Source organism: Hydrogenophaga sp. (assembly GCF_026125785.1).
Classification (GTDB): Bacteria; Pseudomonadota; Gammaproteobacteria; order Burkholderiales; family Burkholderiaceae_C; genus Hydrogenophaga.
In genome coordinates, this window is record NZ_JAHCKL010000007.1 from 91,380 (window position 1) to 115,334 (window position 23,955).

The window sequence follows — 23,955 nt, forward strand, 5'->3', positions numbered from 1 at the left end:
AGGTGGAAACCGTGGTGCCCAATATGCCCGCGATCGGAGCGGATGATGCACGCATGCACAGGCCTCGGAAATGGCCGCATGAGCCAACACCGTGCGCGCACCAGCAGTGGGTGCACGCGGCCGCTCAGGCCTTCAGAAACTCCGAGCGAGCTCCCAGCCAGCGCGAGATGTGCTTCTCGGCCAGCCCTCGGTGGCGCGCCAGCATCAGCGGCGCGGCGCGGCGGGCCCAGTCCAGCAGGTGCGTGTCTGTCGCCAGGTCGGCAAACCGCAGCAGGGGCGCACCCGACTGCCGTGCGCCCAGGAACTCCCCCGGCCCACGGATCTCCAGATCGCGGCGGGCGATCTCGAAACCATCGCTGGTTTCAACCATGGCGCGCAGGCGTTCGCGCGCCGTCTCGCCCAGGCGCCCGCCATCGGGCGGCGAGTACATGAGCACGCAGGCCGAGGCCGCCGCGCCGCGCCCCACCCGTCCACGCAACTGGTGCAACTGCGACAGACCGAAGCGTTCGGCGTGCTCGATCACCATCAACGAGGCATTGGGCACATCCACGCCGACCTCGATCACCGTGGTGGACACAAGGACGCCCATCTGCCCATCGGTAAACAGCGACATCACCGCCTTCTTTTCAGCCACCGGCATGCGCGAGTGCAGCAGTCCCACCAGCACGCCGGGCAGGGCCTCGGTCAGTTCGGCGTGTGTGGCCGTGGCATTGGACAGGTCCAGCGCCTCGCTCTCCTCGATCAAGGGGCAGACCCAGTAGACCTGCCGGCCCTGCGCCAACTGGCCGCGGATGCGCTCGACCACCTCGGCGCGCCGGCTGTCGGCCACCACCTTGGTGACGATGGGCGTTCGCCCCGGCGGCAGTTCGTCGATGGTGGAGACGTCCAGGTCGGCGTAGTAGCTCATCGCCAGCGTCCTGGGGATGGGTGTCGCGGTCATCATGAGCATGTGGGGCTCCTGCGTGGGGGCTTCGGCAGGCTCGGCCCGGACGAAGCCGCCATCCGCTCGGGCGTGGCCTGGCAAAGCCGCTGCCGTGCCCTGCATCTTCTCTCGCAGCGCCAGCCGCTGCGCCACGCCGAAACGGTGCTGTTCGTCGATGACGGCCAGCGCCAGGCGCTGGAACTGCACCTGTTCCTGGATGACGGCGTGCGTGCCCACCACCAGCGCAGCCTCGCCGCTGGCGATCAGGTCCAGCATCTCGCGGCGCTGCTTCTTTTTCTGGCTGCCGGTGAGCCAGGCCACGCGTTTGCCCAATGGAGCGAGCAGGGGTTCGAGCCAGCCGATGAGCTTGGTGAAGTGCTGCTGGGCCAGGATTTCGGTGGGGGCCATCAGGGCGCACTGCCAACCGGCATCGATGGCGATGGCGGCCGAAAGTGCCGCCACCACGGTCTTGCCCGAACCCACGTCACCCTGCAGCAGGCGGTGCATGGGCACTTGCCGCTGGAGGTCGCGCGCGATGTCTTCGACCACCCGGCGCTGTGCGCCGGTCAGGGAGAACGGCAGCACAGCCAGAAGCTGTTCGTGCAGACCGCCGGGGCGGGCTTGCAGGGCGGGCGCGTGCAGGGCATCGCGTTCCTGCTTGGCGGTGAGCTGAGAGAGTTGCTGGGCCAGCAGTTCCTCCGCCTTGAGGCGCTGCCAGGCCGGGTGGGTGCGGTCTTCCAGCGCCGCCAGCGACACCTCGGGGCCGGGATGGTGCAGGTAGCGCAAGGCTTCGCGCAGGCTCCAGGGCGTGCGCACCACCGCGTGCAGTTCCTGCAGCAGTTCGGGCGGGAGCGTCTCGCTGAGATCGGCGCGGTGGAGCCCGCTGGCGACCGCCTTGCGCAGGTAGGCCTGTGGCAAGGTGGCGCTGGTGGGGTAGACGGGCGTGAGCGCATCCGGCAGTTCGCCACCGGCGGCATGGAAGGCCGGGTGCACCATGGTCCAGCCCATGAAGCCGCCGCGCAACTCGCCGTGCACCCGCACCCGCGCGCCGACGGCCAGCGCCTTCTGGTGTGAGGGGTAGAAGGTGAAGAAGCGCAGGGTGCAGGTGTCGCTGCCGTCGTCCAGCGTCACCAGCAACTGGCGGCGCGGGCGGTGGCCGATCTGGCTGGCGGTCACCGTGCCCTCGATCTGGGCCATCTGGCCTTCGCGTGCATCGCGCAGTTTCACGATGCGGGTCTCGTCTTCGTAGCGCAGCGGCAGGTGCAGCGCCAGGTCGATGTCGCGCACCAGGCCAAGCTTGTGCAGGGCCTTTTGCGGGGCTGACAGGGATCTGGACTGAGCGGGCGCCGTTTCCGACATGGCCGGATTGTGAACGAAGCCGCGCGCGGCAAGGTCCGATGGCACATGGCTTGCTTGATGAAGGCACATGTCTGAACAGGTGCACGCCGATACGTTCCTTCCCTACATGCGTGACGTGGCGCGTTGCGAGCAGTCCCTGCGGGAGCTGGGGCTCATGTGGCGGCTCGTCGAATCCTCTGCCCGGCTCAACTGCCCGCAGGACGCGCGCAGCATCCTGCCGATACTGAGCGCGACACAGGCCGGTTTTCGCCGGCTGGAGCACGACCTGGTGAAGAACCTGACCGACGAGAAGGTCGGCCATGTGCTGGGCGCCATCGGCACCCAGGCGCGGTTCGTCATCGACATCGTGGTGCGCAACCTGTACGAGCGCACGGCCGACGTGGGTTTCCTGGCCACGGACCGCGAACTGTGCGGCTTCGTGGCGGGCCTGCACACCGACGCGCAAGGGGTACGGCGGCGGTTGCAGGAGTACCGCAACAAGTACACGGTGTACGACGAGATCCTGCTGCTGGACACCGAGGGCCGGGTGCTGGTGCAGCTCGACGCCGATGCCCCGGTGGCGCGCAGCAGCGACCCGCTGGTGAGCGCCACGCTGGCCACCGGCCAGTACGTCGAAACCTTCAGGGCCACCGACCTGCGTCCCGGCCGGGGGCAGGCGCTCATGTATTCGCGCCGCATGCACCATCCGGACAGCGGCGCGGTGGTCGGGCTGCTCTGCCTGAGCTTCGACTTCGCGCAGGAGATGGCCGGCATCTTCCGCTCCCACGGGGACGCGGAGGGCCGAGTCAACATGCTGCTGCTGGATGCGGGGTGCCGTGTGCTCGCCAGCGCCGACGAGCGCTGGATCGCGCCCGGCACCACGGTGCCGGTCAATCCGCAGGGAACTCCACAGGTGTTCATTCACGAAGGCCGCGAGTACCTGGTGCAGACCTGCCGGGCGGAAAACTACCAGGGCTATCCCGGGCCACCGGGCTGGCAGGGCCAGGCCATGGTGCCGCTGCAGATGGCTTTTCCGCCCAGCCGGCGTCAGACGCTGGCCTCGCTGGATGCAGCCACGGCAGCCGGGTTGCTGTCCCATGCGCACAGCTTCAGCCCACCGCTGCACGAGGTGATGAATGCCACGAAGACCATCCAGCGGGTGGTGTGGAACGGGCAGGTGATCACGTCTGAGCAGCGCGAGGACGGGGCGCAGCTCAAGGCCATTCTCGACCAGATCAGCGAGACCGGCACCCGCAGCAACGAGGTCTTCTCCCGTTCGATCAGCGAGCTCTACGAAACCGTGCTCCAGTCGCGGCAGGACGGCGCCGAGGCGGTGGCCCAGTTGCTGGTGGACCTGCTGGACCGCAACCTCTACGAGCGGGCCAACGACTGTCGCTGGTGGGCCCTGACCCCGGAGATCCGCTCGGCACTGGCGAGCCCGCTGCCCGATGTCGACGCCGTCACCCGCATCCTGGACTACATCAATGGGCTCTACACGGTGTACGGCACGCTCTGCGTCTATGACGTGGAAGGGCGGATCATCGCCGCTTCACGCGGCATGCTGCCGCACATACAGGCCACGGCACCCCGGGTAGATGGCGCCACGCTGCAGCGGGTGCTGGCGCTGCCGGACACGCAGGCCTACGCCGTCAGCCCGTTTGAAGCCAGCCCGCTGGCCCATGGCCAACCCACCTACGTGTACCACGCGGCAATCCGGCACCCCGACGACGACGCCCTCGTCGTGGGCGGCATCGGCATCGTGTTCGAGTCCGAGCGCGAACTGCTGGCCATGCTCCAGGGCTGCCTCGTGCCAGATGCCGGCGCCACGGCGAGCTTCGTCGACCGGCAAGGCAAGGTGTTGTCGTCGACGGATACCGCGCTGACCGTGGGCAGCGCCATGGCGCTGCCGGCACATGTCCACGCCCTTGAACGGGGCAAGAGCCATGCGGCCGTGCTGGAGCAAGGGAAGCAGTATGTGGTCATGGCCTGCGCGGTCACCCAGGGCTACCGCGAGTTCAAGAATGCGGATGGCTATGTGGATGACGTGCTGGCCATCGTCTGCCTTGCGCTGGGCGAGGTCCGACCGCAGGCCGCTGCCGCGCGCGGCGTCTATGAGCCTCGCCCAGCGCCGGACGAGCCCCTGAGCATGTACGCCACGGTCTGCTGTGGCGAGCACATCCTGGGCTTGCCCGCCGCGTACGTGGCGCAGGCCGTGCCTTCGCGGCACCTCTCGGGCCAGCGCGCCGGCGACAGCCACGCCCGGGTGGGCCTGCTGGTGCCCCAGCAAGGCATGTCCATCGAGCGCTCGGTGTGGGTGTACGACCTCGGCCACCTCGTCGGCAGCCAGCGCAGCTTGCGGCAGGACAGCGGCGAGATCGTTGTTCTGCGGCGCGGAGCGCGCCAGATCGGCCTGCTGGTGGACGCGCTTCACGCCGTACCGGAATTCGGCCGCCAGCAGATCGTGCCCTCACCCGTGCGCGCGCCCCACGGCCCGGCGCTGGTGACACACCTGGTCAGCCCCCAAGGGGAGCAGCCCCTGATACAGCTGATCGACGTCGATGGCCTGTTTGAGCAAGTGGAAAGCGCCGCTCTGCCAGAATAGCGGGCCGTGTTTTGGAACGGGCCCTGTCAGGCCCTCAAGCGCATGTCCCCCAACACCCCTTCCTCCGCGCACGACTGGCGTGCCGCCGATTTCGATTTCCACCTCCCCCCGGAGCTGATCGCCCAGCACCCTGCGCCCGAACGCAGCGCCTCGCGCCTGCTGGACGGCGCGGGCGATGCGCCGGTGGACCGTGTGTTCCGCGACCTGCCCGCGCTGCTGCGCGAAGGCGACCTGCTGGTGTTCAACGACACCCAGGTCGTCAAGGCGCGGTTGTTCGGCCGGAAGGCGTCTGGCGGACAACTGGAAATGCTGATCGAACGCGTGCTGCTGCCGCACGAAGCCAGCGACGGCACGGCGCACGAAGTCGTGGCCCACCTGCGCGTGAGCAAGAAGCCGCTGCCCGGCGGGCGCCTGCACATGGCTGGCGGCCTGCAGGCCGGCGGGTTCGATGCGGTCTATCTCGGACGCTGGCCCGACGAGCGGGGCCAGCTCTTCCGGCTGCGCCTGCTGGGTCCGGCCGGCGAGACACCGTATGAGCTGATGGCGCGCCACGGACATGTGCCGCTGCCCCCTTACATCGACCACGCCGACGACACGGACGACGAGCGCCGCTACCAGACCGTCTTTGCCCGCGTGCCGGGCGCGGTCGCGGCGCCCACGGCCGCGCTGCACTTCGACGAGGCCGTGCTGGCCGCACTGGACGCACGCGGCGTGCAGCGCGCCAACGTGACACTGCATGTGGGCGCGGGCACCTTCGCGCCCATGAAGGCCGACCGCATCGCCGACCACGTGATGCACCACGAACGCTACGCCATCCCGCCACAGACACTGAGTGCCCTCGCCGATTGCCGTGCGCGCGGCGGCCGCGTGGTGGCGGTGGGCACCACCACCGTGCGCACACTGGAGAGCTGGGCGCGGACCGGTCTGACGCAGGGCGACACCAACATCTTCATCACACCCGGGTTCGCGTTCCAGAAGGTCGACCTGATGGTGACCAACTTCCACCTACCGCAGTCCACGCTGATGATGCTGGTCAGTGCCTTCGCGGGCTACGGGCACATCCGCGCGCTGTACGCGCACGCCATCGCGCAGCGCTACCGGTTCTTCAGCTACGGCGATGCCATGCTGCTGCAGAGGGGAAACCGCCCGTGAAACCCTTGCGCATCCTGGTGCTGGGTGGCTATGGCAACTTCGGCGCGCGCATCGTGCGCTCGATGGCGCAGGACGCGGGGATCCAACTCGTGGTGGGCGGACGGGACGCGCAGCGGGCCACGGCGCTCGCACAGGCCACAGGACCGGCGATCGAGGCGCTGCGGGTCGACGCCGCCGACGCGGACCTGCCGTCCGTGCTGCGCAGGCACGGCATTGGCCTCGTCATCCACACCGCTGGCCCGTTCCAGGCCCAGGGCTATGGCGTGGCGCTGGCCTGCGCGCAAGCCGGCTGCCACTACACCGACCTTGCCGACGGGCGCCGCTTCGTGTGCGACTTCCCCGTGGCACTGCACGAACACTTCCTGCGCGCCGGCCGCACCGCCATCAGCGGCGCGAGCACGGTGCCGGCACTGTCCTCCGCCGTGGTCGACCACCTCACAAAAGGCTGGCAAGGCATCCACACGGTGGACATCTGCATCGCGCCGGCACAAACGGCTCCGCGCGGCGTCGCCACGCTGGAAGCGGTGCTCGGCTATTGCGGTGCCCCCATCCCGGTCTGGCGCGACGGGCAATGGGTGCAGGCCTACGGCTGGGAGACGCCCTGCCGCGAGACTTTCGCGCGCATGCCGCCCCGACTGGGCGCGCTGTGCGATGTGCCCGATCTGGAGATCTTCCCCTTGCACTACCGGGTGCGGAACCGGGTGATGTTCCATGCCGCGCTGGAGGTGCCACTGTCCCAGAAGGCATTTGCCTGGATCGCAAAGGTACGTCGATGGGGTTGGCTCAGGCAGCCGCAGCGGCTGGCACCCTGGCTGCACCGGTTCGCGCCGCTGTTCGACCGCTGGGGCAGCGCACTGGGCGGCATGGTGGTGCGCGTGGGTGGCCTGGACGCACAGGGCGTGGCCCGGACCGCAGCCTGGCACATCAGCGCCGACCACGACCATGGCCCGGAGATTCCCACCATGCCCGCCCTCCTGTTCGCCCGGCGGCTGGCGCGGGGAGCGGACCTGCCGCTCGGCGCGCACACCGCCACCGGGCTGCTGTCCCTCGGCGACTTCCAGGGTGAGTTCGCCCGCTGGGGCATGGTCACCGACGAAGAGGTGAACCATGCCGGGGCCTGATCTGCGTCTGCTGCGATGGAGTCTGGTGTGCGTGTGGTCCCTTACCGCCGTGGTCAGCGTCTGGGAGTGGAACGGGCAAAGCCAGGCCTTGCTGGCCCACCTGCGTCCGGACCTGGAGTGGGCCAAACCCTGGTTGATCGGCGCCGGAGCCGCGACCGACATGCTGCTGGCGCTGTGGATGGCGCTGCGACCCGGACGCCTGGTCTATGCGGTGGCCCTGATCGGCATGCTGCTCATGACGGCCCTGGCCACGGTCATCGTGCCCGACGCCTGGCTGCACCCCTTCGCCCCCCTGGTGAAGAATGTGCCTGTCGCCGCCATCCTGCTGGTCCTGCTGCGTCATCCGGAGGCTGACCGTTGAACACCTACCTGCTGCTCAAATGGGTCCACGTGGTCTCCAGCGTGGTGCTGGTCGGCACCGGGCTGGGCACCGCGTTCTTCATGTTCTTCACCAACCGCAGCGGCAGCCTGGCGGCGCAGGCCGTCGTGTCCCGGCTGGTGGTCCGGGCCGACGCCTGGTTCACGACCCCCGCCGTGCTGGTCCAGCCCGCCACGGGCCTGGCCCTGGCGCACATGGCCGGCTGGCCCTTGGGCACACCCTGGATCGCCTGGTCCATTGCGCTGTATGTGCTCACCGGCCTGCTGTGGCTGCCGGTGGTGTGGCTGCAATGGCGCATGGCCGCCATGGCCCGCCAGGCCCACCAGGCTGGCGCCGCCCTGCCTTCGGCCTACTGGCGGTTCGCGCGCTGGTGGGAACGCCTGGGCTATCCGGCGTTTGCCGCCATGCTGGTGGTGTTCGCTCTCATGGTGTTCAAACCCTCCTTCGCATGAAGACGGCACGCTTCCTCCTCCGCTGCCTGGGCCTGGCCGCGTGGCCACTCGCAGCCCTGCCCGCGCTCGGCACTCCGCTGTACGCCGAGCGTGCGGCCTGCGCCGGCCACCCGGGCATCGCGCTCCAGGTGCCACAGGGCTGGTGCGCCGGCCTGGTCGCGGACGCGCGCGACGGGCTGCGCATGCCGCGCCGCCTGCTGGAGATCGCGCCCGGGCGGTTCTGGATCATCGACATGGGCAACTGGGAGCCGCGCCGGGGCCGGCTGCTGGAACTGCGCACCGACCTCGCCCGGGGTGAACCCGGGCGCCTGCGCGTGCTCGCCAGCGGCCTGGATCGGCCGCACGGCCTGACGCGGGGACCCGATGGGCGCATCTACGTCGGCGAAGCCGGCACCGTGTGGCGCACACCGCCTGGCGACGTGGTGCAGCGCGAAGACGTGATCACCGGTCTGCCCAGTGGAGGCGCGCATCCGCTCAAGGAAATCGCCTTCACGCCCGATGGCCGCCTGCTGATCAACGCCGGCTCGCTCACCGACGCCTGCCGCGGCGATGACCAGAGCCAGCCCGTTCCCTGCCCGGAACTCACGGGCGCTCAGCCCCATGCCGCCGTCTACGTGGCCACCCTGGGGGGCGAACGCTTCACGCTGCAAGCCCTGCGACCGCTGGCCACCGGCCTGCGCAACTCGCTCGGCCTGGCCGCCACCACGGCACGCGACGGCCAGGTGCGCCTGTGGCAGGCCGAGAACTCGGTCGACTACCCCGATGCCGGCCTGCCGGCCGAGGAACTCAACGAACTGGTTGAAGGCGCATCCTACGGCTGGCCCTACTGCGTGAGCGACACCCGGGGCCGCTCGGTGGCCGCGCGCGGCTACGAGGGCCGGGCGCGCTGCGCCAGCCACCGGCGGGCCTTTGCCGCCTGGCCCGCCCACGTGGCGCCACTGCAGTTGCTGACCGCACCCGCCGGCCTGCCCGATGACAGCCCCTGGGCCGGACGCCTGCTCGCGGTCTGGCACGGCTACCGACCAGGCGGCCAGCGCGTGGTCGCCTGGCGGCTCGACGAACACGGCCGCCCCAGCGGCCCGCGCGAAGACCTGGTCAGCGGCTGGCAGGCGCGGGCCGGTGTGCGGCCCCTGGGTACGCCGGCGGGCCTCACACTGGACGCCGACGGCCGGCTGTGGATCGTGGAAGACCGCAACCGCAGCGTGATCGTGGTCGCGCGCCAGCCCTGACAACCCTTCTCTTCACCGGAAAGCACATGCTCCAGTTCGACGTTCTCAAGACCGAAGGCCACGCCCGGCGCGGCCGCCTCACCCTCAACCACGGCGTGGTGCAGACGCCCATCTTCATGCCGGTGGGCACCTACGGCACGGTCAAGGGCGTGATGCCGGCCAGCCTGGAAGACATGGGCGCGCAGATCATCCTGGGCAACACCTTCCATCTCTGGATGCGGCCGGGACAGGAGGTGATGAAGAGCTTCGGCGGCCTGCACGCCTTCGAGCAGTGGCACAAACCCATCCTCACCGACTCGGGCGGCTTTCAGGTCTGGAGCCTGGGCGCCATGCGCAAGATCACCGAAGAAGGCGTGCACTTCGCCTCGCCCGTCAACGGCGACCGGCTCTTCATGTCGCCCGAGGTCAGCATGCAGATACAGACCGGCCTCAACAGCGACATCGTCATGCAGCTCGACGAGTGCACACCCTATGAGACCAACGGCCACATCACCACCGACGCCGAAGCGCGCAAGAGCATGGAGATGAGCCTGCGCTGGGCGAAGCGCTCACAAGACGAGTTCGCGCGGCTCGGCAATCCGAACGCACTGTTCGGCATCGTGCAGGGCGGCATGTTCGAGCACCTGCGCCAGGAATCGCTGGAGGCCCTGGTCGCCATGGACTTCCCCGGCTACGCCATCGGCGGCGTGAGCGTGGGCGAGCCCAAGGACGAGATGCGGCGCATCATGGCGCACACACCGCACCGCCTGCCCGCGCACAAGCCGCGTTACCTCATGGGCGTGGGCACGCCTGAAGATCTGGTGCAGGGCGTGGCCGACGGCGTGGACATGTTCGACTGCGTCATGCCCACGCGCAATGCGCGCAACGGCACGCTGTTCACACGCTACGGCGACCTCAAGATCCGCAACGCGCGCCACAAGACCGACCACCAGCCCCTGGACCCGACCTGCACCTGCTACGCCTGCGCCGGCCGCAGCGGCGTGAGCTGGGCCGACGGCGGCCGCGAAGGCTTCAGCCGCGCCTACCTGCACCACCTGGACCGCTGCGGCGAAATGCTGGGCCCCATGCTGGCCACCATCCACAACCTGCACCACTACCTCAATCTCATGCGCGAGGTGCGCGAGGCGCTGGACGCTGGCCGCTTCGCGGCCTTCCAGGCGCGCTTCAAGGAAGACAGGGCGCGCGGCGTGTGACCGGGCGCACCACTTTGATGCCATGAGGCGGCCCGGTACCATCCGGGCCCATGCGCGAGGTTCCCCGCCACATCCTGCCCGTCCTGGTGATCGCCCAGTTCATGGGCACCTCACTCTGGTTTGCGGTGAACGCGGTCATGCCCGACCTGCAGCGAGAACTGGGCTGGCCGACCAGCACCGTGGGAGCCCTCACCTCGGCGCTGCAACTGGGGTTCATCGCCGGCACGCTGGTGTTTGCCCTGCTGGCCATTGCCGATCGTTTCCCCCCGCGCCGGGTCTTTCTGATCTGTGCCCTGGCCGGCGCCGCGTGCACCGTGGGCGCTTGGTGGACCGTGCGCGACCAGAACGCCCTCATGGCATGGCGCTTCACCACCGGTTTCTTCCTCGCCGGCATCTACCCGGTGGGCATGAAGATCGCCGCGCAGTGGTTCACGCGTGGCCTGGGCGCGGCGCTGGGCCTGCTGATTGGTGCGCTCATCCTGGGTTCGGCCAGTGCACACGCCCTGCGCGCACTCGGCGACACCCTGCCCTGGCCCACCCTCATGCTGGGCGTGGCCGCCATGGCCGCGGCCGGCGGCCTGCTGCTGTTTTTTGCCATGGGCGATCCTCCGCATGCCGTGGCCCGGCCTGTCGGCCTGCAGTGGCGCGCCCTGGCGGTGATGTGGACCGACGCGCGCGTGCGCAGCTCGGTGCTGGGTTACTTCGGCCACATGTGGGAGCTCTACACCATGTGGGTACTGGTCCCGCTGATCCTGGCCACCCGGCTGCAGGGTACGGCGCTGTCGTGGGCTGCCTTCGTGGTGCTGGGTGCCGGCGCGATCGGCTGCGCCGGCGGGGGCTGGATCGCGCAGCGCCGGGGCAGCGCGCGCGTGGCGGGGGTGCAGTTGGCGCTCAGCGGCCTGTGCTGCCTGGCCGGTCCCTGGCTGATGCACGCACCCGCGCCACTCTTCTGCGCTTGGCTGCTGCTGTGGGGCATCACGGTTTCCGGGGACTCGCCGCAGTTCTCGGCGCTCACCGCCCGCAACACACCGCCCCAGATCGTCGGCAGCGTGCTCACCCTGACCAACAGCATCGGCTTCGCCATCTCCATCGCCAGCATCCTCCTGTTCGTCTCGCTGGCCGACCGCTTCCCCCTGTCGGCCCTGCTGCCCTGGCTGGCGATCGGCCCGGCACTGGGATTGTGGGCGCTGCGTCCGCTGTGGCGCGAGGAGCGCCGCTAGGGTGACGACACCGTGCCGTCGGCATCGAGGAACACCTGCGGATCCGGCAACGCCTGTGGCGCGACACCCATCTCCTCGGGCTTGAGCTGCTCGGTGAACCCTTCGAGCGAGCCCATGGACTTGCGATCGCGCCGGGCCACCGGGTCGGACAGCAGGTAGGCCACGCTCAGGTCGGCCAGCGCCTGCAACGCATCGCGGTGCGTGCGCTCCTGGGCGTGCGAGGCGTCGGCACCGAAGCCGATGAGCGCGGTGCGGATGTCGTTGCCGGCCTCGACCGCCGCTGCGGAGTCCGAGCGGTAGAAGCGGAACACGTCGCGCCGGTGCGCGATGCCATGCGCCTGGGCCAGGTCGATGAGCTTGTGCGTGAGGTGGTAGTCGAACGGGCCGGCCATGTCCTGCACACAGATGGTGGCGGCGCGTTCGTCGGTGTTCTGGCCAGGCGCGGCGATCGCGATGTCCAGGCTCACCATCTCCGCAATGTCGCCATGCAGCGCGGCCGACGAGCCGGAGCCGACCTCCTCGGTGATGGTGAACAGCGGATGGGCATCCACCGGCAGCTTCGCGCCGCTGTCCACGATGGCCTTGCAGGCCGCGAGCAGCACGGCCACGGCGGCCTTGTCGTCCAGGTAGCGCGAGTTGATGTAGCCCCCCGGTTGCAGTTCGGTCTGCGGGTCGAAAGCGATCCAGTCACCCACGTGGATGCCGGCATCACGCAGGTCCTGCGCGCTGTGCGCGGGCAGGTCCACGCGCACCTCCACATGATCCCAGTCCGAGGGCTGGGTGTCGATCTCGCCGCCATACGCATGGCCCGAGGTCTTGAGCGGCAGGCAGGTGCCGCGCAGTTGCTGCGCGTCGGTGAACACGGTGAGGCGCCCGCCTTCTGCAAAGCGCGAGGACCAGCTGCCAATGGGCACGATGCCGAGGCGGCCATTGGGCTTGATCTCGCGCACCATGGCGCCCAGGGTGTCCAGGTGCGCGACGATGGCGCGCGCGGGCCGTTGCTCGCGGCCCTTGAGCGTGGCGCGGATGGCACCCCGGCGCGTGATTTCATAGGGGATGCCGATGGCGTCGAGCCGGCTGGCGGTGTAGCGCACCACCGCATCGGTCAGGCCCACAGGGCTGGGGATGGCCAGCAGGTGCAGCAGGGTTTCTTCGAGAAACGGGTAGTCGATCGCCGGCAGGTTCGGGGTCGTCATGCGTGCACCTCCTCGGTGGCAGAGCCCGGGAACAGCAGATCGACGAAGCGCTGCGCCGTGGGCTGGGGTTCGTGGTTGGCCAGGCCAGGACGCTCGTTGGCCTCGATGATCACGTGCTCGGGCTGGTCGATGGCGCGCACCAGGAAGTCCAGCCCGGTCACCGGGATGTCGAGCACGCGGCTGGCGTGCTCGGCGGCGCTCTTGAGCGCGGGATGCAGTTGCCCGGTCACGTCGTGGATGGTGCCGCCGGTGTGCAGGTTGGCGGTCTTGCGCACCGCCAGTGTTTCACCGAAGGGCAGCACGTCCTCCAGCGTGAAGCCTTGCAGACCGATGCAGCGGCGGGTCTCGCCGTCCACCGGGATGCGCGACTCGCCGCCGGTGGCAGCCGCCCGGCGGCGGCTCTGCTTGTCGATCAGCTGGGCGATCGTGGACTGGCCGTCGCCCACCACGCTGGCGGGTTTGCGCACGGCGGCGGCGACCACCTGGTGGTTGATGACCACGATGCGCAGGTCCTGCCCTTCGCAGTACTGCTCCAGCAGCACGCGCTCGCCGAAGTGGCTCGCGTTCTCGATCGCGGTCTCCATGTCCTCCGTGGCGCTGATGTTCACGCTGATGCCCTTGCCCTGTTCCCCGTCCACCGGCTTGACGACGATGGCGCCCTGTTCACGCAGAAAAGCCGCGTTGTGGGCCGCATCGGCCGCCAGCGTCTGGCACGGCACCGACAGGCCAGCCTGCGCGAGCAGGCGCACGGTGACGTGCTTGTCCGCGCAGCGGCTCATGGCCACCGCGCTGGTGAGCTCGGAAAGCGATTCGCGGCACACGACGCTGCGCCCGCCCAGGCTGAGCTTGAAGTAGCCGTTCTCGGCGTCGATCACCTCCACGCGGATGCCGCGCCGCTGCGCCTCGTCGACGATGATGCGGGCATAGGGATTGAGGCCGTCCGCCTGCGTGCTGCTGTCGGTGAACAGCGGCGCGTTGATGGCGTTGCGCCGCTTCACCGCGAACACCGGGATGTTCTGGAAGCCCAGCTTGCGGTAGAGCGCGATCGCCGAGGCGTTGTCGTGCAGCACCGAGAGGTCCATGAAGGCACGGCCGCGGGCCTGGAAGTGCTCGGCCAGGTAGCGTGCAAGCGCCTCACCGATGCCGGGATGGCTGGCCTGGGGCGACACCGCCAGCGCCCACAGGCTGGCGCCGGTCTCGGCTTCGCCAAACGCCTCCGCATGGTCCAGCCCCATGGCCACGCCAATCACCTCGCCGCTGTGGCGGTCTTCGGCCAGGGCGTAGACCACGCGGCGATCGGCGCGTTGTCCCCACACACGGGCCGGGTCCACCGGCACCATCCGCCGCGCGCGGTAGATCGCATTGATGGCGGCTACGTCGGCACGCGAGCGCAAACGCCGGATGGTGAAGCCCCGGCGCGCGGCGCGCGGTGGCGTGTACTGGTTGAGCCAGAGGCGGAAGGTTTCCGACGGGTCGACGAAGAGCTGAGCCGGGGCGTGCGACACCACCACGTGCGGCTTGTCCAGGTAGAAGGCAATGTCGCGCTGGCCCGGCTGCTCCTGCAGCAGAGCCGCCGCCACGTCGGCCGGGTCGGCGAAGGTGTGGCCGGCGATCAGCCGCCCCCAGCCGCAGTCGGTCACGGCGTTGCTGCGCGCGGGCGACTGGCCGCGCGCCTCGGCCTGCGGTGTGCTGGCGCGGCCGAGCCGCAGCGCGCGTTGGGCTTGTTTGCGCATCATGACGTGTGCTCCTGCATCCAGAGTTCGAGCAGGCCGAGCTGCCAGAGCTTGGAGCCCCGCAGTGGCGTGAGATGGGCGCTGGGGTCGTCCAGCAGACGCTGCACATAGGCAGGACGGAACAGGTCTCGCTCGCGCGCGGCGCGGCTGGCCAGGGCATCGCGCACGCTTTCCAGTACTCGGCCTCGCAAGTGCTTGAGCGCCGGCACCGGAAAGTAGCCTTTGGGCCGGTCGATCACCTCGGCGGGGATCACGCGCCGCGCCGCTTCCTTCAGGATGCCCTTGCCGCCGCCCGCCAGTTTGTGGCGCGCAGGTATGCGCGCCGCCAGCTCCACCAGTTCGTGGTCCAGGAAGGGCACGCGGGCCTCCAGGCCGAAGGCCATCGTCATGTTGTCCACGCGCTTGACCGGGTCGTCCACCAGCATCACGGTGGTGTCCAGGCGAAGGGCCTGGTCCACCGGATCGCTCGCGCCCGGCGCGGTGAGGCGTTCGGCCACGAACCGCGCGGTGTGGTCCTCGCCCAGCCATTGGGGCTGCAGCAGCTGCCCCATCTCGGCGTGGTCGCGGTCCCGGAAGGCAGCCATGTAGTCGGCCACCGGTTCCCGGCTGCCCTGCAGCTTCGGGTACCAGTGGTAGCCACCGAACACCTCGTCCGCGCCCTGGCCGCTCTGCACCACCTTGCTGTGGCGCGCGACCGCTTCCGACAGCAGGAAGAAGCCGATGCAGTCGTGGCTCACCATGGGCTCGCTCATGGCGGCAATGGCCTCTGGCAGGCGATCGAGCAGTTGCGCCTCCGGCACAAAGATGCGTTCGTGGGTGGTGCCAAAACGCCGTGCAACGATCTCCGCATAGGCGAACTCGTTGCCGGTCTCGCCGCCCACGTCCTCGAAACCCACGTTGTAGGTGCGCAGGTCGCGCACGCCGGCTTCGGCCATCAGGCCCACGATGAGGCTGGAGTCCACGCCGCCGGAGAGCAGGGCCCCAACCGGCACGTCCGACACCAGCCTGCGCGCCACCGCCGCCCGCAGGCCATCGAGCAGGATCTCGCGCCAGTCGTCGAACGAGCAGGCTTCATCGACAGCGTCGCGCCGGTAGTCCAGCGACCAGTAGCGGTGTTCACGGGCAGCGCCATCCGGCTCGATCTGCAGCACGGTCCCGGGGGCCAGCTTGCGCACGCCCCGCAGCAATGTGTGCGGCGGCGGCACGATGGCGTGCAGCGACAGGTAGTGGTGCAGGCCGACGGGATCTATCGAGGTGTCCACGCCGCCCGCGTCCAGCAGCGCCGGCAGGGTGGAGGCGAAACGCAGGCCGCCAGGCAGCGGCGCGAGGTACAGCGGCTTGATGCCCAGGCGATCACGACCGAGCAGCACACGGCCGCTGTCGCGCTCCCAGATGGCGAACGCGAACATGCCGTTGAGCCGCTGGACGAAATCGGGGCCCCAGGCATGGAACGCCTTGAGCAGCACCTCCGTATCGCCATGGGAAAAGAAGCGATACCCCTTGCCCTCCAGTTCGCGCCGCAGCGCCGCGTGGTTGTAGACCGCGCCGTTGAACACGATGCCCACGCCCAGCGCCGGATCGAACATGGGCTGTTGGGCGGCCTCCGATAGGTCCATGATCTTGAGCCGGCGATGGCCAAAACCAAAGCGGTCACTCACATGCATGCCCTGGCCGTCGGGGCCCCGGGCCCGCTGGCGGCCGTTCATGCGCGCCAGCGCGTCGGCATCGACAGCGCTGCCGTCGAAGCGTATTTCTCCTGCGATTCCACACATGGGTGTTCTGCCCTCCTGGCAAGGAAAGCCGACCGCCGGGTGTTGTGGGATGTTGAAAAAGGGTGGATGCCGGGCAATGCCAGCGGCCGGTTCAACAGGAAAAGGGGCGGATCGGCTGGCGCACCACCCACGGAAACGACGCCACAGGGCGTGGCGCCCATCGGAAACCTGTCCAGGGTCTCCCAGATTCCGCAGGCTCGGGGTGCACGCGGGTTGAAAGATGAAGCGAAGCGTTCATTATATCTATTTCAATATTGATTTCAAGACTTTATCTCATAAATTCATATAATGAAATGCTGGGCCGTGTTTCAAAAGCCGGCGCCCAAACGCCGTGCTACAACACCGGGCATGGTCGAGCCCCACCACCGTCCGCACCGCCTCGTACACCTGAATGCCTGGCAACGCCAGGGTATCGCCCTGGTACCAGCGGGCCTGGCCGGTGCCGGCGGCGCGGTCTGGGCACCCGGGATCGAGCCAGCGCCCTGGCTGATGGCCTGGATCGCCTACTGCCTGGTTTACGTCGGCCTGGTCTGGCGCCTGGCGGCGCGGCTGGGTGCCGAGGAAACCCGGCAGCGCGCGCAGCGCGAGGACCCGGGCGCGGCCATGCTGTTCGCGCTCGTGATCCTGGCCGCCTGCACCAGCCTGCTGGCGGTGGTGATGAACATCCAGGACACCCAGAGCCTGCAGGGCTGGCAGCGGCTGCTGCGCCTGGTCCTCATGGGCCTCTCTCTGGCGGGCGCCTGGCTGCTGATCCAGTGCGTGTTCACGCTGCACTACGCGCGGGTCTACTACCGCAGCAGCCTGCGCCAGGGTGAGCCGGACCGGGGCCTGGCCTTTCCCGATGGCCACGACCCCGACTACCTCGACCTGCTCTACCACAGTGCGGTGGTGGGCATGACCTCACAGGTCTCCGACGTCACGGTGCGCAGCCGTCCCATGCGCCACCTGGTGCTGATGCACGGGGTACTGGCCTTCGGTTTCAACCTGGTGGTGCTGGCTGCCGCGGTCAACGTGTTCGCCAGCGCGGGGGCGCACTGACCCCTCAGGGCAGCATGGAGGCAGCGGCCTTGGCCATGCCCACGACGGCTTTCACGAAATGCGCCTCGGTGTCGAACCAGGGGTGCGCCACCGCACCGGCCACCGCAATCATGAAGGTGGCCAGGTAGGCGAAGGCTGCGGCAAAGGGCAGGTGCATGAGGAACTCCTGCCGCGCGGCAAGCACGCTTCGTGCCCTTGCGCGGAGAGCTTCACTGTACGGCGCACACGGCGCGCTTCAAGCCAGACAAGGACGGCGCACCGCGTAGGAAGCGTCCTACATCGACGGCCCCAGTTCCAGCCGCTGCGGTGCCGATGCGAGCCCTGCACGCGGCAGCCAGTCGAACACCGAATCCACCGTCACCGTCTCGATGCGGTCGGCAAAGCGCTTCTCGTTGGGGTGGTCATCGAAAGCGATGTGGGCCGAACTCACGCGGGCACCCAGCCGGGTGAGCGCGCCCAGGCGCAGCGTGGTGGGCTGGTAGGCCTTGAAGCGCAGCCAGGCCTGCGCCTGCTCGCGCGAGGCGATGCCGGGTTCGGCCGCCAGGGACAGCGTCTCCAACGCCCACTGGTTGGACTGCTGGTAGCGCGTGCTCCAGGGGTAGCTGACCATGCTGTAGTCGCGCGTGTTCATCGCAATGCCGCGCACAGGATCGGTCAAGGCCGCATAGAGCGCTGCCTGCAGCGCCGGCACGGGAACCGCCCAGGCCGCTTCGTACCGCCAGAGATCGTCCAGGAAGAACTCGCCCAGGCCCTGCCGGTAGACCGAACCCACGGCCGAGCCACATTGGTTCAGCTTGTGCAGCACACGCCAGGGTCCTGCCGAGGTCTTGTAGGCCCAGCCCAGGTGCGAGTAGCGCAGGCCGTACTTGCCCAGGTCCTGGCCCGCACGCGCCAACACGACCACCCGCGCACCGCTGCGCGCATGTTCCGCATCCAGCGCCTCGGCCGTGCGTTGCGCCAGCGCCATGCCGCGTTCGATGCCTTGTGCGGTCAGCGGCCGGGCCTCGCAGGAGCGTCCGGCCTGGGCGAAGGGCGATGCCAGCAGGGTCAGGCAGGCCGCCAGAATGGTCAACCAGGATCTCATGCGGTGCTCCTTCAGTAGGTGATGCGCTCGTTGTGCAGCAGCGCACGGCCCAGTTCGTTCGGGATGAAGGCGATCACCTCACCCGCAGCCGAGAGCAGCACGCCCGTGCCGATCACGCTCACGGTGAGCGCGGTCCCCACGCCCACGGACACGGCCGCACCGGCGCGGCTGGCCACTTCCACGCTGGCGCGGGCCCCGTCGGAGGCACGCTCCAGCACATAGACCGTGCCGCGCGCGCTCACCTCGACCGTCTTGACCACCAGCACCGCGCCGGCGGTGGAAAACGCCACCGGCACCACGCTCACCGCAGCAGCGGCGGTCGACGCGGTGACCACCACCGAAGCCACCGGCAGCGCGGAGAGCGCCAGCGAAGCCTCGCTCTGCGCACGCACAGGTGCGCTCAGGGACACGGCCATGCACGCGGCCAGAGCCGTGGTGCGCCAAAAGCGGAAAGACAACAGGTTCATGACACAACTCCTTTGCATAGGGATGAAGATGACAGCGGGCCAGCCAGGACCTCACTCGGCCGCGGCACGCTCCTGCAGTCCCTGTTCGCGGCCAGCCAGGTGCGCCTCGGCCAGATCCGCCTCATGGCGATCGCGCAAAGTCTTTGCCAAAGTGAAGGCGCTGGTGACCAGGTAGAGCCAGCTCACGCCCAGGTAGGCCCGGTAGGTGTCGTTGATCTCCATGCGCAGCAGACCCCAGCCCGTCAGCCCCATGGCGACCGCGAAGCCGCCCCAGACCACCAGACCCCACATGGGCGTTTCGCGCTGGCCGGCCAGTCGGGTCTTCTGCTGGTCGCGCACCGATTTGGACAGCACGAACACCGTGGACAGACAGAACACATAGCCCATCACCATGAAGGCGCGGTCCAGCGCCTGTCCCGGCAGCCAGGCCAGGCCTGTGGCGCAAAGAAAGACCGCCAGGCCGAACGAGACCCAGACCTGCAACTGCCAGGCGCGGGTGTCGCGCATCACGATGAAAGAAGACCGGTTCGAAGCCATGAAACACCTTGGGTGGTTGTTGAACACGGCCGCGATGTTCCGTCCGGGCACGGCAATAGGCATCCATATTCGTCACCGGTTTACATCGGCACATTTAAAAGTATCTTTTTTCGATACTTTCCCAACACCGGAGACCCAGCGGATCGCTTGACGGCCGTCAAGTCCGCACGGCAACGACCGTGGTCGAATGCCACATGGCCGACCCGACGACCTCCGACACCGTCTTTCACGCCCAGGGCCTGACCAAGGTGTACGGCGAGGGGGCGACCGCGGTGCATGCCCTGCGCGGTGTGGACCTCGCCATCATGCGCGGCGAGTTCGTGGTGCTGCTGGGGGCTTCGGGCAGCGGGAAATCCACCCTGCTCAACATCCTGGGCGGGCTGGACAGTGCGAGCAGCGGCAGCGCGCGCTGGACGCACCACGGCCGGACCCACGAACTCACCGGCGCGAGCGACGCCGAGCTGACGCGGTACCGGCGCGAGCACGTGGGCTTCGTGTTCCAGTTCTACAACCTGATCCCCAGCCTGACCGCACGGGAGAACGTGGCGCTGGTGACCGACCTGGCCGACGACCCCATGGCGCCGGAAGACGCCCTGGCGCTGGTCGGCCTGGGTGGGCGGCTCGACCATTTTGTCTCGCAGCTATCGGGTGGCGAGCAGCAGCGGGTGGCGATCGCGCGGGCCATTGCCAAGCGGCCGGCCGTGCTGCTGTGCGACGAGCCCACCGGCGCGCTGGATTGCGCGACCGGCGTGATGGTGCTGGAGGCCATCGAACGCGTGAACCGGGAACTGGGCACGACCACCATCGTCATCACCCACAACGCGCCCATCGCCGCGATGGCGCACCGCGTACTGCGGCTGGCCGATGGCCGCATCGTCGACGAGCACGTCAACCCCGAACCCGTGGCGGCAGCCACACTGCGCTGGTAAGCACGCCATGAAGGCCTTGCACATCAAGCTCTGGCGCGACCTGCGCCGGCTGCGCGCGCAGGTGGCCACCATCGCGCTGGTGGTGGCGATTGGCGTGGCCGGCTTTGTGGGGATGTTCTCGGTGCATGCCTCGCTGGAGCGTTCACGCGATGCCTTCTACCGCGACAACCGCCTGGCAGACGTGTTCGCCAGCGTCAAGCGTGCGCCATTGCACCTGCGTGATCGGCTGGCCGCCATCGACGGCGTGGCCGATGTCCGGCTCGACGTGGTGTTCGACGCGCAGATCGCGCTGGCCGACGCGGACGCACCGGTCACCGGTCGCTTCATGGGCCTGGATCTGGCGCAGGTGCACGCGCGGCGCCAGGGCCTGAATGCGTTGACACTGCGCGCCGGCCGGTGGCCCGAACGGGGCCAGGCGCTCGAAGCGGTGGTGAACGACCGCTTCGCCACCGCCCGCGGCCTGCGGCCTGGCGATCGCGTGGATGCGGTCCTCAATGGCAAGCTGGAGCGCGTGCACGTGGTGGGCACCGCGATATCGCCCGAGTACGTGTTCGCCACGCGCGGTGGCGCGCCCGACGACAAGACCTTTGGCATCTGGTGGATCGACGCCGAGCGCATGCGCGATGCCTTCGACATGCAGGGTGCCTTCAACCAGGTCTCCATGCGGGTGGACACCGGCGCGTCCAGCGATGCGGTCATCGCGGCGGCCGACCGCCTGCTGGGCGCCTATGGCACGCTGGGCGCGGTGGGGCGCGAGCGGCAGCTTTCGGCCAAGATCGTCGCCGACGAGCTCGCACAGTTGCGGGTGATGGGCACGGTGCTGCCCGCCATCTTTCTGGCGGTGGCCATGTTCATTCTCAACGTGGTGATCAGCCGCCAGGTGGCCACTCAGCGCAGCCAGATCGCGGCCCTCAAGGCCCTGGGCTATGGGGACGGCGCCATCGCCTGGCACTACATCCAGCTGGCGCAGGTCATCGCCGGCTGCGGCGTGCTGGCCGGGCTGGGCCTGAGCGTGTGGATCGGCCAGCTCATGCTGGGTCTGTACGACGAGGTGTTCCGCTTCAACCGGTTGGCGTACTTCACCGCGCCCTGGCTGGTGGCGGCATCGGCCCTGATCGCGGGCAGCGCGGCCGCGCTCGGCACCTGGAACGCGATCCGCGCGGTGGTGCGGCTCAAGCCCGCGCAAGCCATGCAGCCACCGGCGCCACCGCGCTACCGCCGCACCCTCATCGAACGGCTGGCCGGGCATCGGCGTGTGCGCACCGGCGCGCTCATGGTCATTCGCAACGTCGAGCGCCGCCCGCTGCGCGCGGCTTTCACGGTGACGGGCATCGCCATGGCGGTGGCGCTGCAGATCTCGGGCGCGTTCTGGCTGGACGCCATCGCACACATCATGGATGTGCAGTTCCGGCAGGTACAGCAGGGCGACGTGCTGATCCACTTCCACCAGCCGGTGCCGCGCACGGTCACGCGCGAGCTGCGGCGGCTGCCTGGCGTGATCGACGCCGAGCCCTACCGCAGCGAACCGGTGCGCGTGCTGGCCCGTGGCCGGACCGAGGACGCGGTGCTATTGGGTCTGGAAGACAACGCCCGCCTGATGCGCGCGGTGGACGACTCGCGCGGCGCCGTGCCCATGCCGGCACACGGCCTGGTGCTCTCCTCGCTGCTGGCGCGTGCCATCGGCGCGCGCGTGGGCGACCGCGTCACGGTGGAGTTCCGCCTCTGGCACCAGACGCTTGCCGAGGTGGAGGTCGTCGACGTGGTGCACACGCTCATGGGCATGCAGGCCTTCATGCGCCTGGACGCCATGAACGTGCTGGCGCGCGACGGCGATGGCGTGGCCGAGGCCGCGCTGCAGGTGGACCCCGTGGCGCTGCCCGCCTTCTGGGAAGCGGTCAAGCGCGCACCGGCCATCAATTCGGTGTTTGACAAGGCGGGTGCCATGGCCAGCTTTCGGCAGACCACTTCCCGCAACATGGGCGTGTTCAGCGGCATCCTCACGCTGTTTGCCATCGCCATGGCCGTGGGCATCGTGTACAACGCCGCGCGCATCACGCTCTCCGAGCGCGCCTGGGAACTGGCCAGTTTGCGCGTGCTGGGCATGACGCGCGCGGAGGTCTCGGTGTTGCTGCTGGCCGAACTCGGCGCGGAGTTGCTGCTGGCGCTGCCCGCCGGTGCCGCCGTGGGCTGGGCGCTGGCCCATCTGCTGATGCGCCTGATGTCTTCGGACAGCATCGATTTTCCGGTGGTCATCGAACCATCCACCTATGCCACGGCCGCACTGACCGTGCTGGCCGCTGGCGCCGCGAGCGCACTGCTGGTGCGCCGCCAGATCGACCGGCTGGACCTGGTCGCCGTCCTCAAGGTACGCGAATGAGCAACGACACGCACATCTCCCTGGCCGCGCGCCTGCGCCGCGCACTCCCCTGGCTGCTGGCGGCTCTGGCGGTCATGGCGCTGGCCATCTGGGCCTGGCGGCCGCGGCCGATCGTGGTCGAGGTCGCCAGCGCCGTGACCGGCCGGTTTGAACAAACCATCGAAGAAGACGGTGTGCTGCGCCTGCGGCAACGCTACCTGATCGCGGCCCCCGTCACCGCCGCGCTCGCCCGGCCCGCGCTCAAGGTAGGTGACACGGTGCGCGCGGGAGAGGTGGTGGCCACGTTGTCACCGGTCGCCTCGCAGATGATCGACGCGCGCACGCGCGGCGTGCTGCAGCAGCGGGTAGGCAGCGCCGACGCGGCGCGCACGGCCAGCGCCGCGCAGGTGCAGCGGCTGGACACCGCACTCGCCCAGGCCACCCTGGAGGCCGAACGGGCCACGAAACTGGCGCGCGAACAGTTCGTCGCGCCCTCGGCTCTGGACCAGGCCACACTGGCGCAACGCTCGGCACGCCAGGCCCTGGAGGCAGGCCGCGCGGAACTGCGCGCGGCCGAATTCGCCCTGGCCGAAGCGCGCGCGGCGCTGGCCCGCAGCGAGCCGGGCGAGCGCGGTGACGGAACCTGGCTCTTGCGCAGCCCGGTGAATGGCCAAGTGATCAAGCTGCACCTGGACAGCGCGGCACCGGTCACGGCGGGACAGGCCCTGCTGGAGATCGGCGACACCCAAGCCATGGAGGCGGTGATCGACGTGCTCTCCGGCGACGCCCTGCAGATTCGCCCCGGCACGGCGGTGCGCCTGTCGCTGGGCACCAGCGTGCCGCCCATCGAGTCCCGTGTCGACCGCATCGAGCCGGTGGCCTTTACCAAGGTGTCGGCACTGGGGATCGAGGAGCAGCGGGTGCACGTGATCGCCAGCCTGCCCGCCCACCTGTCCGGGCTGGGCGACGGCTTTCGGGTCGACGCGCGCTTCACCGTCTCCGCGCAGGACGGCGTGCTGATCATGCCCAGCGCCGCGTTGGTGCGCGACGGCAGCGGCTGGCGGGTGTTCGTGCTTGAGGGTGGCCGGGCACGCACCCGGGCCGTGAAGGTACACGCCCGCCACGCCGATGCGGCCTGGATCGAGGACGGCCTGAAGGCCGGCGAGCAGGTGGTGCTCTACCCCGGCAGCACGGTGGCGGATGGGCAGCCGGTGCGCGTGCGCGAGTGACTGCGC

General features: G+C 69.3%; 20 protein-coding genes. 12 read left to right on the top strand and 8 right to left on the bottom strand.

Annotated features, from left to right (window positions below; all coding sequences use genetic code 11):
• Window positions 1-124: 124 nt before the first annotated feature.
• A complete protein-coding gene (recG, locus tag KIT53_RS09380; protein WP_297751074.1) occupies window positions 125-2,281 on the bottom strand; it encodes an ATP-dependent DNA helicase RecG in 2,157 nt (718 codons plus the stop codon).
• 67 nt (window positions 2,282-2,348) lie between these two features.
• Here recG and KIT53_RS09385 point away from each other — a divergent pair, with 67 nt between their 5' ends.
• The 8 genes from KIT53_RS09385 to KIT53_RS09420 are packed head-to-tail and all read left to right on the top strand — an operon-like array spanning window position 2,349 to window position 11,608.
• A complete protein-coding gene (locus tag KIT53_RS09385; RefSeq protein WP_297751077.1) occupies window positions 2,349-4,862 on the top strand; it encodes a chemotaxis protein CheW in 2,514 nt (837 codons plus the stop codon).
• A 42-nt stretch (window positions 4,863-4,904) separates the two neighbouring features.
• Window positions 4,905-6,014 carry a tRNA preQ1(34) S-adenosylmethionine ribosyltransferase-isomerase QueA gene (gene queA, locus KIT53_RS09390; RefSeq protein ID WP_297751079.1) on the top strand — a complete coding sequence of 370 codons (1,110 nt, stop codon included), beginning with the start codon at window positions 4,905-4,907 and terminating at the stop codon, window positions 6,012-6,014.
• A complete protein-coding gene (locus tag KIT53_RS09395; RefSeq protein WP_297751083.1) occupies window positions 6,011-7,135 on the top strand; it encodes a saccharopine dehydrogenase NADP-binding domain-containing protein in 1,125 nt (374 codons plus the stop codon). The genes queA and KIT53_RS09395 overlap by 4 nt, the downstream gene beginning before the upstream one ends.
• Window positions 7,122-7,496: a DoxX-like family protein gene (locus KIT53_RS09400; protein ID WP_297751086.1), complete on the top strand. Its 375-nt coding sequence runs from the start codon at window positions 7,122-7,124 to the stop codon at window positions 7,494-7,496. Before KIT53_RS09395 ends, KIT53_RS09400 begins: the two co-directional genes overlap by 14 nt.
• Window positions 7,493-7,966 carry a DUF2269 domain-containing protein gene (locus KIT53_RS09405; RefSeq protein ID WP_297751089.1) on the top strand — a complete coding sequence of 158 codons (474 nt, stop codon included), beginning with the start codon at window positions 7,493-7,495 and terminating at the stop codon, window positions 7,964-7,966. The genes KIT53_RS09400 and KIT53_RS09405 overlap by 4 nt, the downstream gene beginning before the upstream one ends.
• A complete protein-coding gene (locus KIT53_RS09410) occupies window positions 7,963-9,195 on the top strand; it encodes a hypothetical protein (RefSeq protein ID WP_297751092.1) in 1,233 nt (410 codons plus the stop codon). The genes KIT53_RS09405 and KIT53_RS09410 overlap by 4 nt, the downstream gene beginning before the upstream one ends.
• 26 nt (window positions 9,196-9,221) lie before the next feature.
• Window positions 9,222-10,388 (top strand): tRNA guanosine(34) transglycosylase Tgt, encoded by a 1,167-nt coding sequence (gene tgt, locus KIT53_RS09415; protein WP_297751095.1) that lies wholly within the window; start codon window positions 9,222-9,224, stop codon window positions 10,386-10,388.
• Window positions 10,389-10,438: 50 nt separating this feature from the next.
• Entirely contained in the window at window positions 10,439-11,608 is a 1,170-nt protein-coding gene (locus tag KIT53_RS09420; protein WP_297751097.1) for an MFS transporter, read from the top strand.
• On the opposite strand, the gene KIT53_RS09425 is transcribed toward KIT53_RS09420, so the two are convergent.
• The 3 genes from KIT53_RS09425 to KIT53_RS09435 are packed head-to-tail and all read right to left on the bottom strand — an operon-like array spanning window position 11,605 to window position 16,309.
• Entirely contained in the window at window positions 11,605-12,804 is a 1,200-nt protein-coding gene (locus tag KIT53_RS09425; RefSeq protein ID WP_297751100.1) for an osmoprotectant NAGGN system M42 family peptidase, read from the bottom strand. The two genes, KIT53_RS09420 and KIT53_RS09425, sit on opposite strands and share 4 nt — an antisense overlap.
• Complete coding sequence (gene ngg, locus KIT53_RS09430; protein ID WP_297751102.1) at window positions 12,801-14,540, bottom strand: N-acetylglutaminylglutamine synthetase; 1,740 nt, start codon at window positions 14,538-14,540, stop codon at window positions 12,801-12,803. Before ngg ends, KIT53_RS09425 begins: the two co-directional genes overlap by 4 nt.
• Entirely contained in the window at window positions 14,537-16,309 is a 1,773-nt protein-coding gene (locus tag KIT53_RS09435) for an N-acetylglutaminylglutamine amidotransferase (protein WP_297751105.1), read from the bottom strand. The genes ngg and KIT53_RS09435 overlap by 4 nt, the downstream gene beginning before the upstream one ends.
• Window positions 16,310-16,657: 348 nt before the next feature.
• Here KIT53_RS09435 and KIT53_RS09440 point away from each other — a divergent pair, with 348 nt between their 5' ends.
• The gene (locus tag KIT53_RS09440) at window positions 16,658-17,347 is read left to right on the top strand and encodes a DUF1345 domain-containing protein (RefSeq protein ID WP_297751109.1); all 690 of its coding nucleotides are present in this window, start codon (window positions 16,658-16,660) and stop codon (window positions 17,345-17,347) included.
• A gap of 4 nt (window positions 17,348-17,351) precedes the next feature.
• Here KIT53_RS09440 and KIT53_RS09445 read toward each other — a convergent pair whose 3' ends face one another.
• From KIT53_RS09445 to KIT53_RS09460, 4 genes are all read right to left on the bottom strand, one after another.
• Window positions 17,352-17,504 carry a hypothetical protein gene (locus tag KIT53_RS09445; RefSeq protein WP_297751112.1) on the bottom strand — a complete coding sequence of 51 codons (153 nt, stop codon included), beginning with the start codon at window positions 17,502-17,504 and terminating at the stop codon, window positions 17,352-17,354.
• A gap of 117 nt (window positions 17,505-17,621) precedes the next feature.
• Entirely contained in the window at window positions 17,622-18,431 is an 810-nt protein-coding gene (locus KIT53_RS09450; RefSeq protein ID WP_297751115.1) for a DUF2145 domain-containing protein, read from the bottom strand.
• An 11-nt stretch (window positions 18,432-18,442) separates the two neighbouring features.
• The gene (locus KIT53_RS09455) at window positions 18,443-18,898 is read right to left on the bottom strand and encodes a hypothetical protein (protein WP_297751119.1); all 456 of its coding nucleotides are present in this window, start codon (window positions 18,896-18,898) and stop codon (window positions 18,443-18,445) included.
• A gap of 51 nt (window positions 18,899-18,949) precedes the next feature.
• On the bottom strand, window positions 18,950-19,435 hold the full coding sequence (locus tag KIT53_RS09460; protein WP_297751122.1) for a YiaA/YiaB family inner membrane protein: 486 nt from the start codon (window positions 19,433-19,435) through the stop codon (window positions 18,950-18,952).
• A 194-nt stretch (window positions 19,436-19,629) separates the two neighbouring features.
• On the opposite strand from KIT53_RS09460, the gene KIT53_RS09465 reads away from it, so the two are divergent.
• The 3 genes from KIT53_RS09465 to KIT53_RS09475 are packed head-to-tail and all read left to right on the top strand — an operon-like array spanning window position 19,630 to window position 23,949.
• A complete protein-coding gene (locus KIT53_RS09465) occupies window positions 19,630-20,364 on the top strand; it encodes an ABC transporter ATP-binding protein (protein WP_297751125.1) in 735 nt (244 codons plus the stop codon).
• Window positions 20,365-20,371: 7 nt separating this feature from the next.
• Window positions 20,372-22,741 (top strand): FtsX-like permease family protein, encoded by a 2,370-nt coding sequence (locus tag KIT53_RS09470; RefSeq protein WP_297751128.1) that lies wholly within the window; start codon window positions 20,372-20,374, stop codon window positions 22,739-22,741.
• Entirely contained in the window at window positions 22,738-23,949 is a 1,212-nt protein-coding gene (locus tag KIT53_RS09475) for an efflux RND transporter periplasmic adaptor subunit (protein ID WP_297751131.1), read from the top strand. Before KIT53_RS09470 ends, KIT53_RS09475 begins: the two co-directional genes overlap by 4 nt.
• Window positions 23,950-23,955: the final 6 nt, after the last annotated feature.

What these genes read in the sequence shown, in the direction of transcription:
- KIT53_RS09465 (WP_297751125.1), top strand. Translation starts at nt 19,630, where the DNA reads ATGGCCGACCCGACGACCTCCGACACCGTCTTTCACGCCCAGGGCCTG.
- recG (WP_297751074.1), bottom strand. Translation starts at nt 2,281, where the DNA reads ATGTCGGAAACGGCGCCCGCTCAGTCCAGATCCCTGTCAGCCCCGCAA.
- KIT53_RS09475 (WP_297751131.1), top strand. Translation starts at nt 22,738, where the DNA reads ATGAGCAACGACACGCACATCTCCCTGGCCGCGCGCCTGCGCCGCGCA.
- KIT53_RS09420 (WP_297751097.1), top strand. Translation starts at nt 10,439, where the DNA reads ATGCGCGAGGTTCCCCGCCACATCCTGCCCGTCCTGGTGATCGCCCAG.
- KIT53_RS09385 (WP_297751077.1), top strand. Translation starts at nt 2,349, where the DNA reads ATGTCTGAACAGGTGCACGCCGATACGTTCCTTCCCTACATGCGTGAC.
- KIT53_RS09400 (WP_297751086.1), top strand. Translation starts at nt 7,122, where the DNA reads ATGCCGGGGCCTGATCTGCGTCTGCTGCGATGGAGTCTGGTGTGCGTG.
- KIT53_RS09410 (WP_297751092.1), top strand. Translation starts at nt 7,963, where the DNA reads ATGAAGACGGCACGCTTCCTCCTCCGCTGCCTGGGCCTGGCCGCGTGG.
- KIT53_RS09440 (WP_297751109.1), top strand. Translation starts at nt 16,658, where the DNA reads ATGGTCGAGCCCCACCACCGTCCGCACCGCCTCGTACACCTGAATGCC.
- KIT53_RS09425 (WP_297751100.1), bottom strand. Translation starts at nt 12,804, where the DNA reads ATGACGACCCCGAACCTGCCGGCGATCGACTACCCGTTTCTCGAAGAA.
- tgt (WP_297751095.1), top strand. Translation starts at nt 9,222, where the DNA reads ATGCTCCAGTTCGACGTTCTCAAGACCGAAGGCCACGCCCGGCGCGGC.
- KIT53_RS09460 (WP_297751122.1), bottom strand. Translation starts at nt 19,435, where the DNA reads ATGGCTTCGAACCGGTCTTCTTTCATCGTGATGCGCGACACCCGCGCC.
- KIT53_RS09445 (WP_297751112.1), bottom strand. Translation starts at nt 17,504, where the DNA reads ATGCACCTGCCCTTTGCCGCAGCCTTCGCCTACCTGGCCACCTTCATG.
- KIT53_RS09455 (WP_297751119.1), bottom strand. Translation starts at nt 18,898, where the DNA reads ATGAACCTGTTGTCTTTCCGCTTTTGGCGCACCACGGCTCTGGCCGCG.
- ngg (WP_297751102.1), bottom strand. Translation starts at nt 14,540, where the DNA reads ATGATGCGCAAACAAGCCCAACGCGCGCTGCGGCTCGGCCGCGCCAGC.
- KIT53_RS09450 (WP_297751115.1), bottom strand. Translation starts at nt 18,431, where the DNA reads ATGAGATCCTGGTTGACCATTCTGGCGGCCTGCCTGACCCTGCTGGCA.
- KIT53_RS09435 (WP_297751105.1), bottom strand. Translation starts at nt 16,309, where the DNA reads ATGTGTGGAATCGCAGGAGAAATACGCTTCGACGGCAGCGCTGTCGAT.
- queA (WP_297751079.1), top strand. Translation starts at nt 4,905, where the DNA reads ATGTCCCCCAACACCCCTTCCTCCGCGCACGACTGGCGTGCCGCCGAT.
- KIT53_RS09470 (WP_297751128.1), top strand. Translation starts at nt 20,372, where the DNA reads ATGAAGGCCTTGCACATCAAGCTCTGGCGCGACCTGCGCCGGCTGCGC.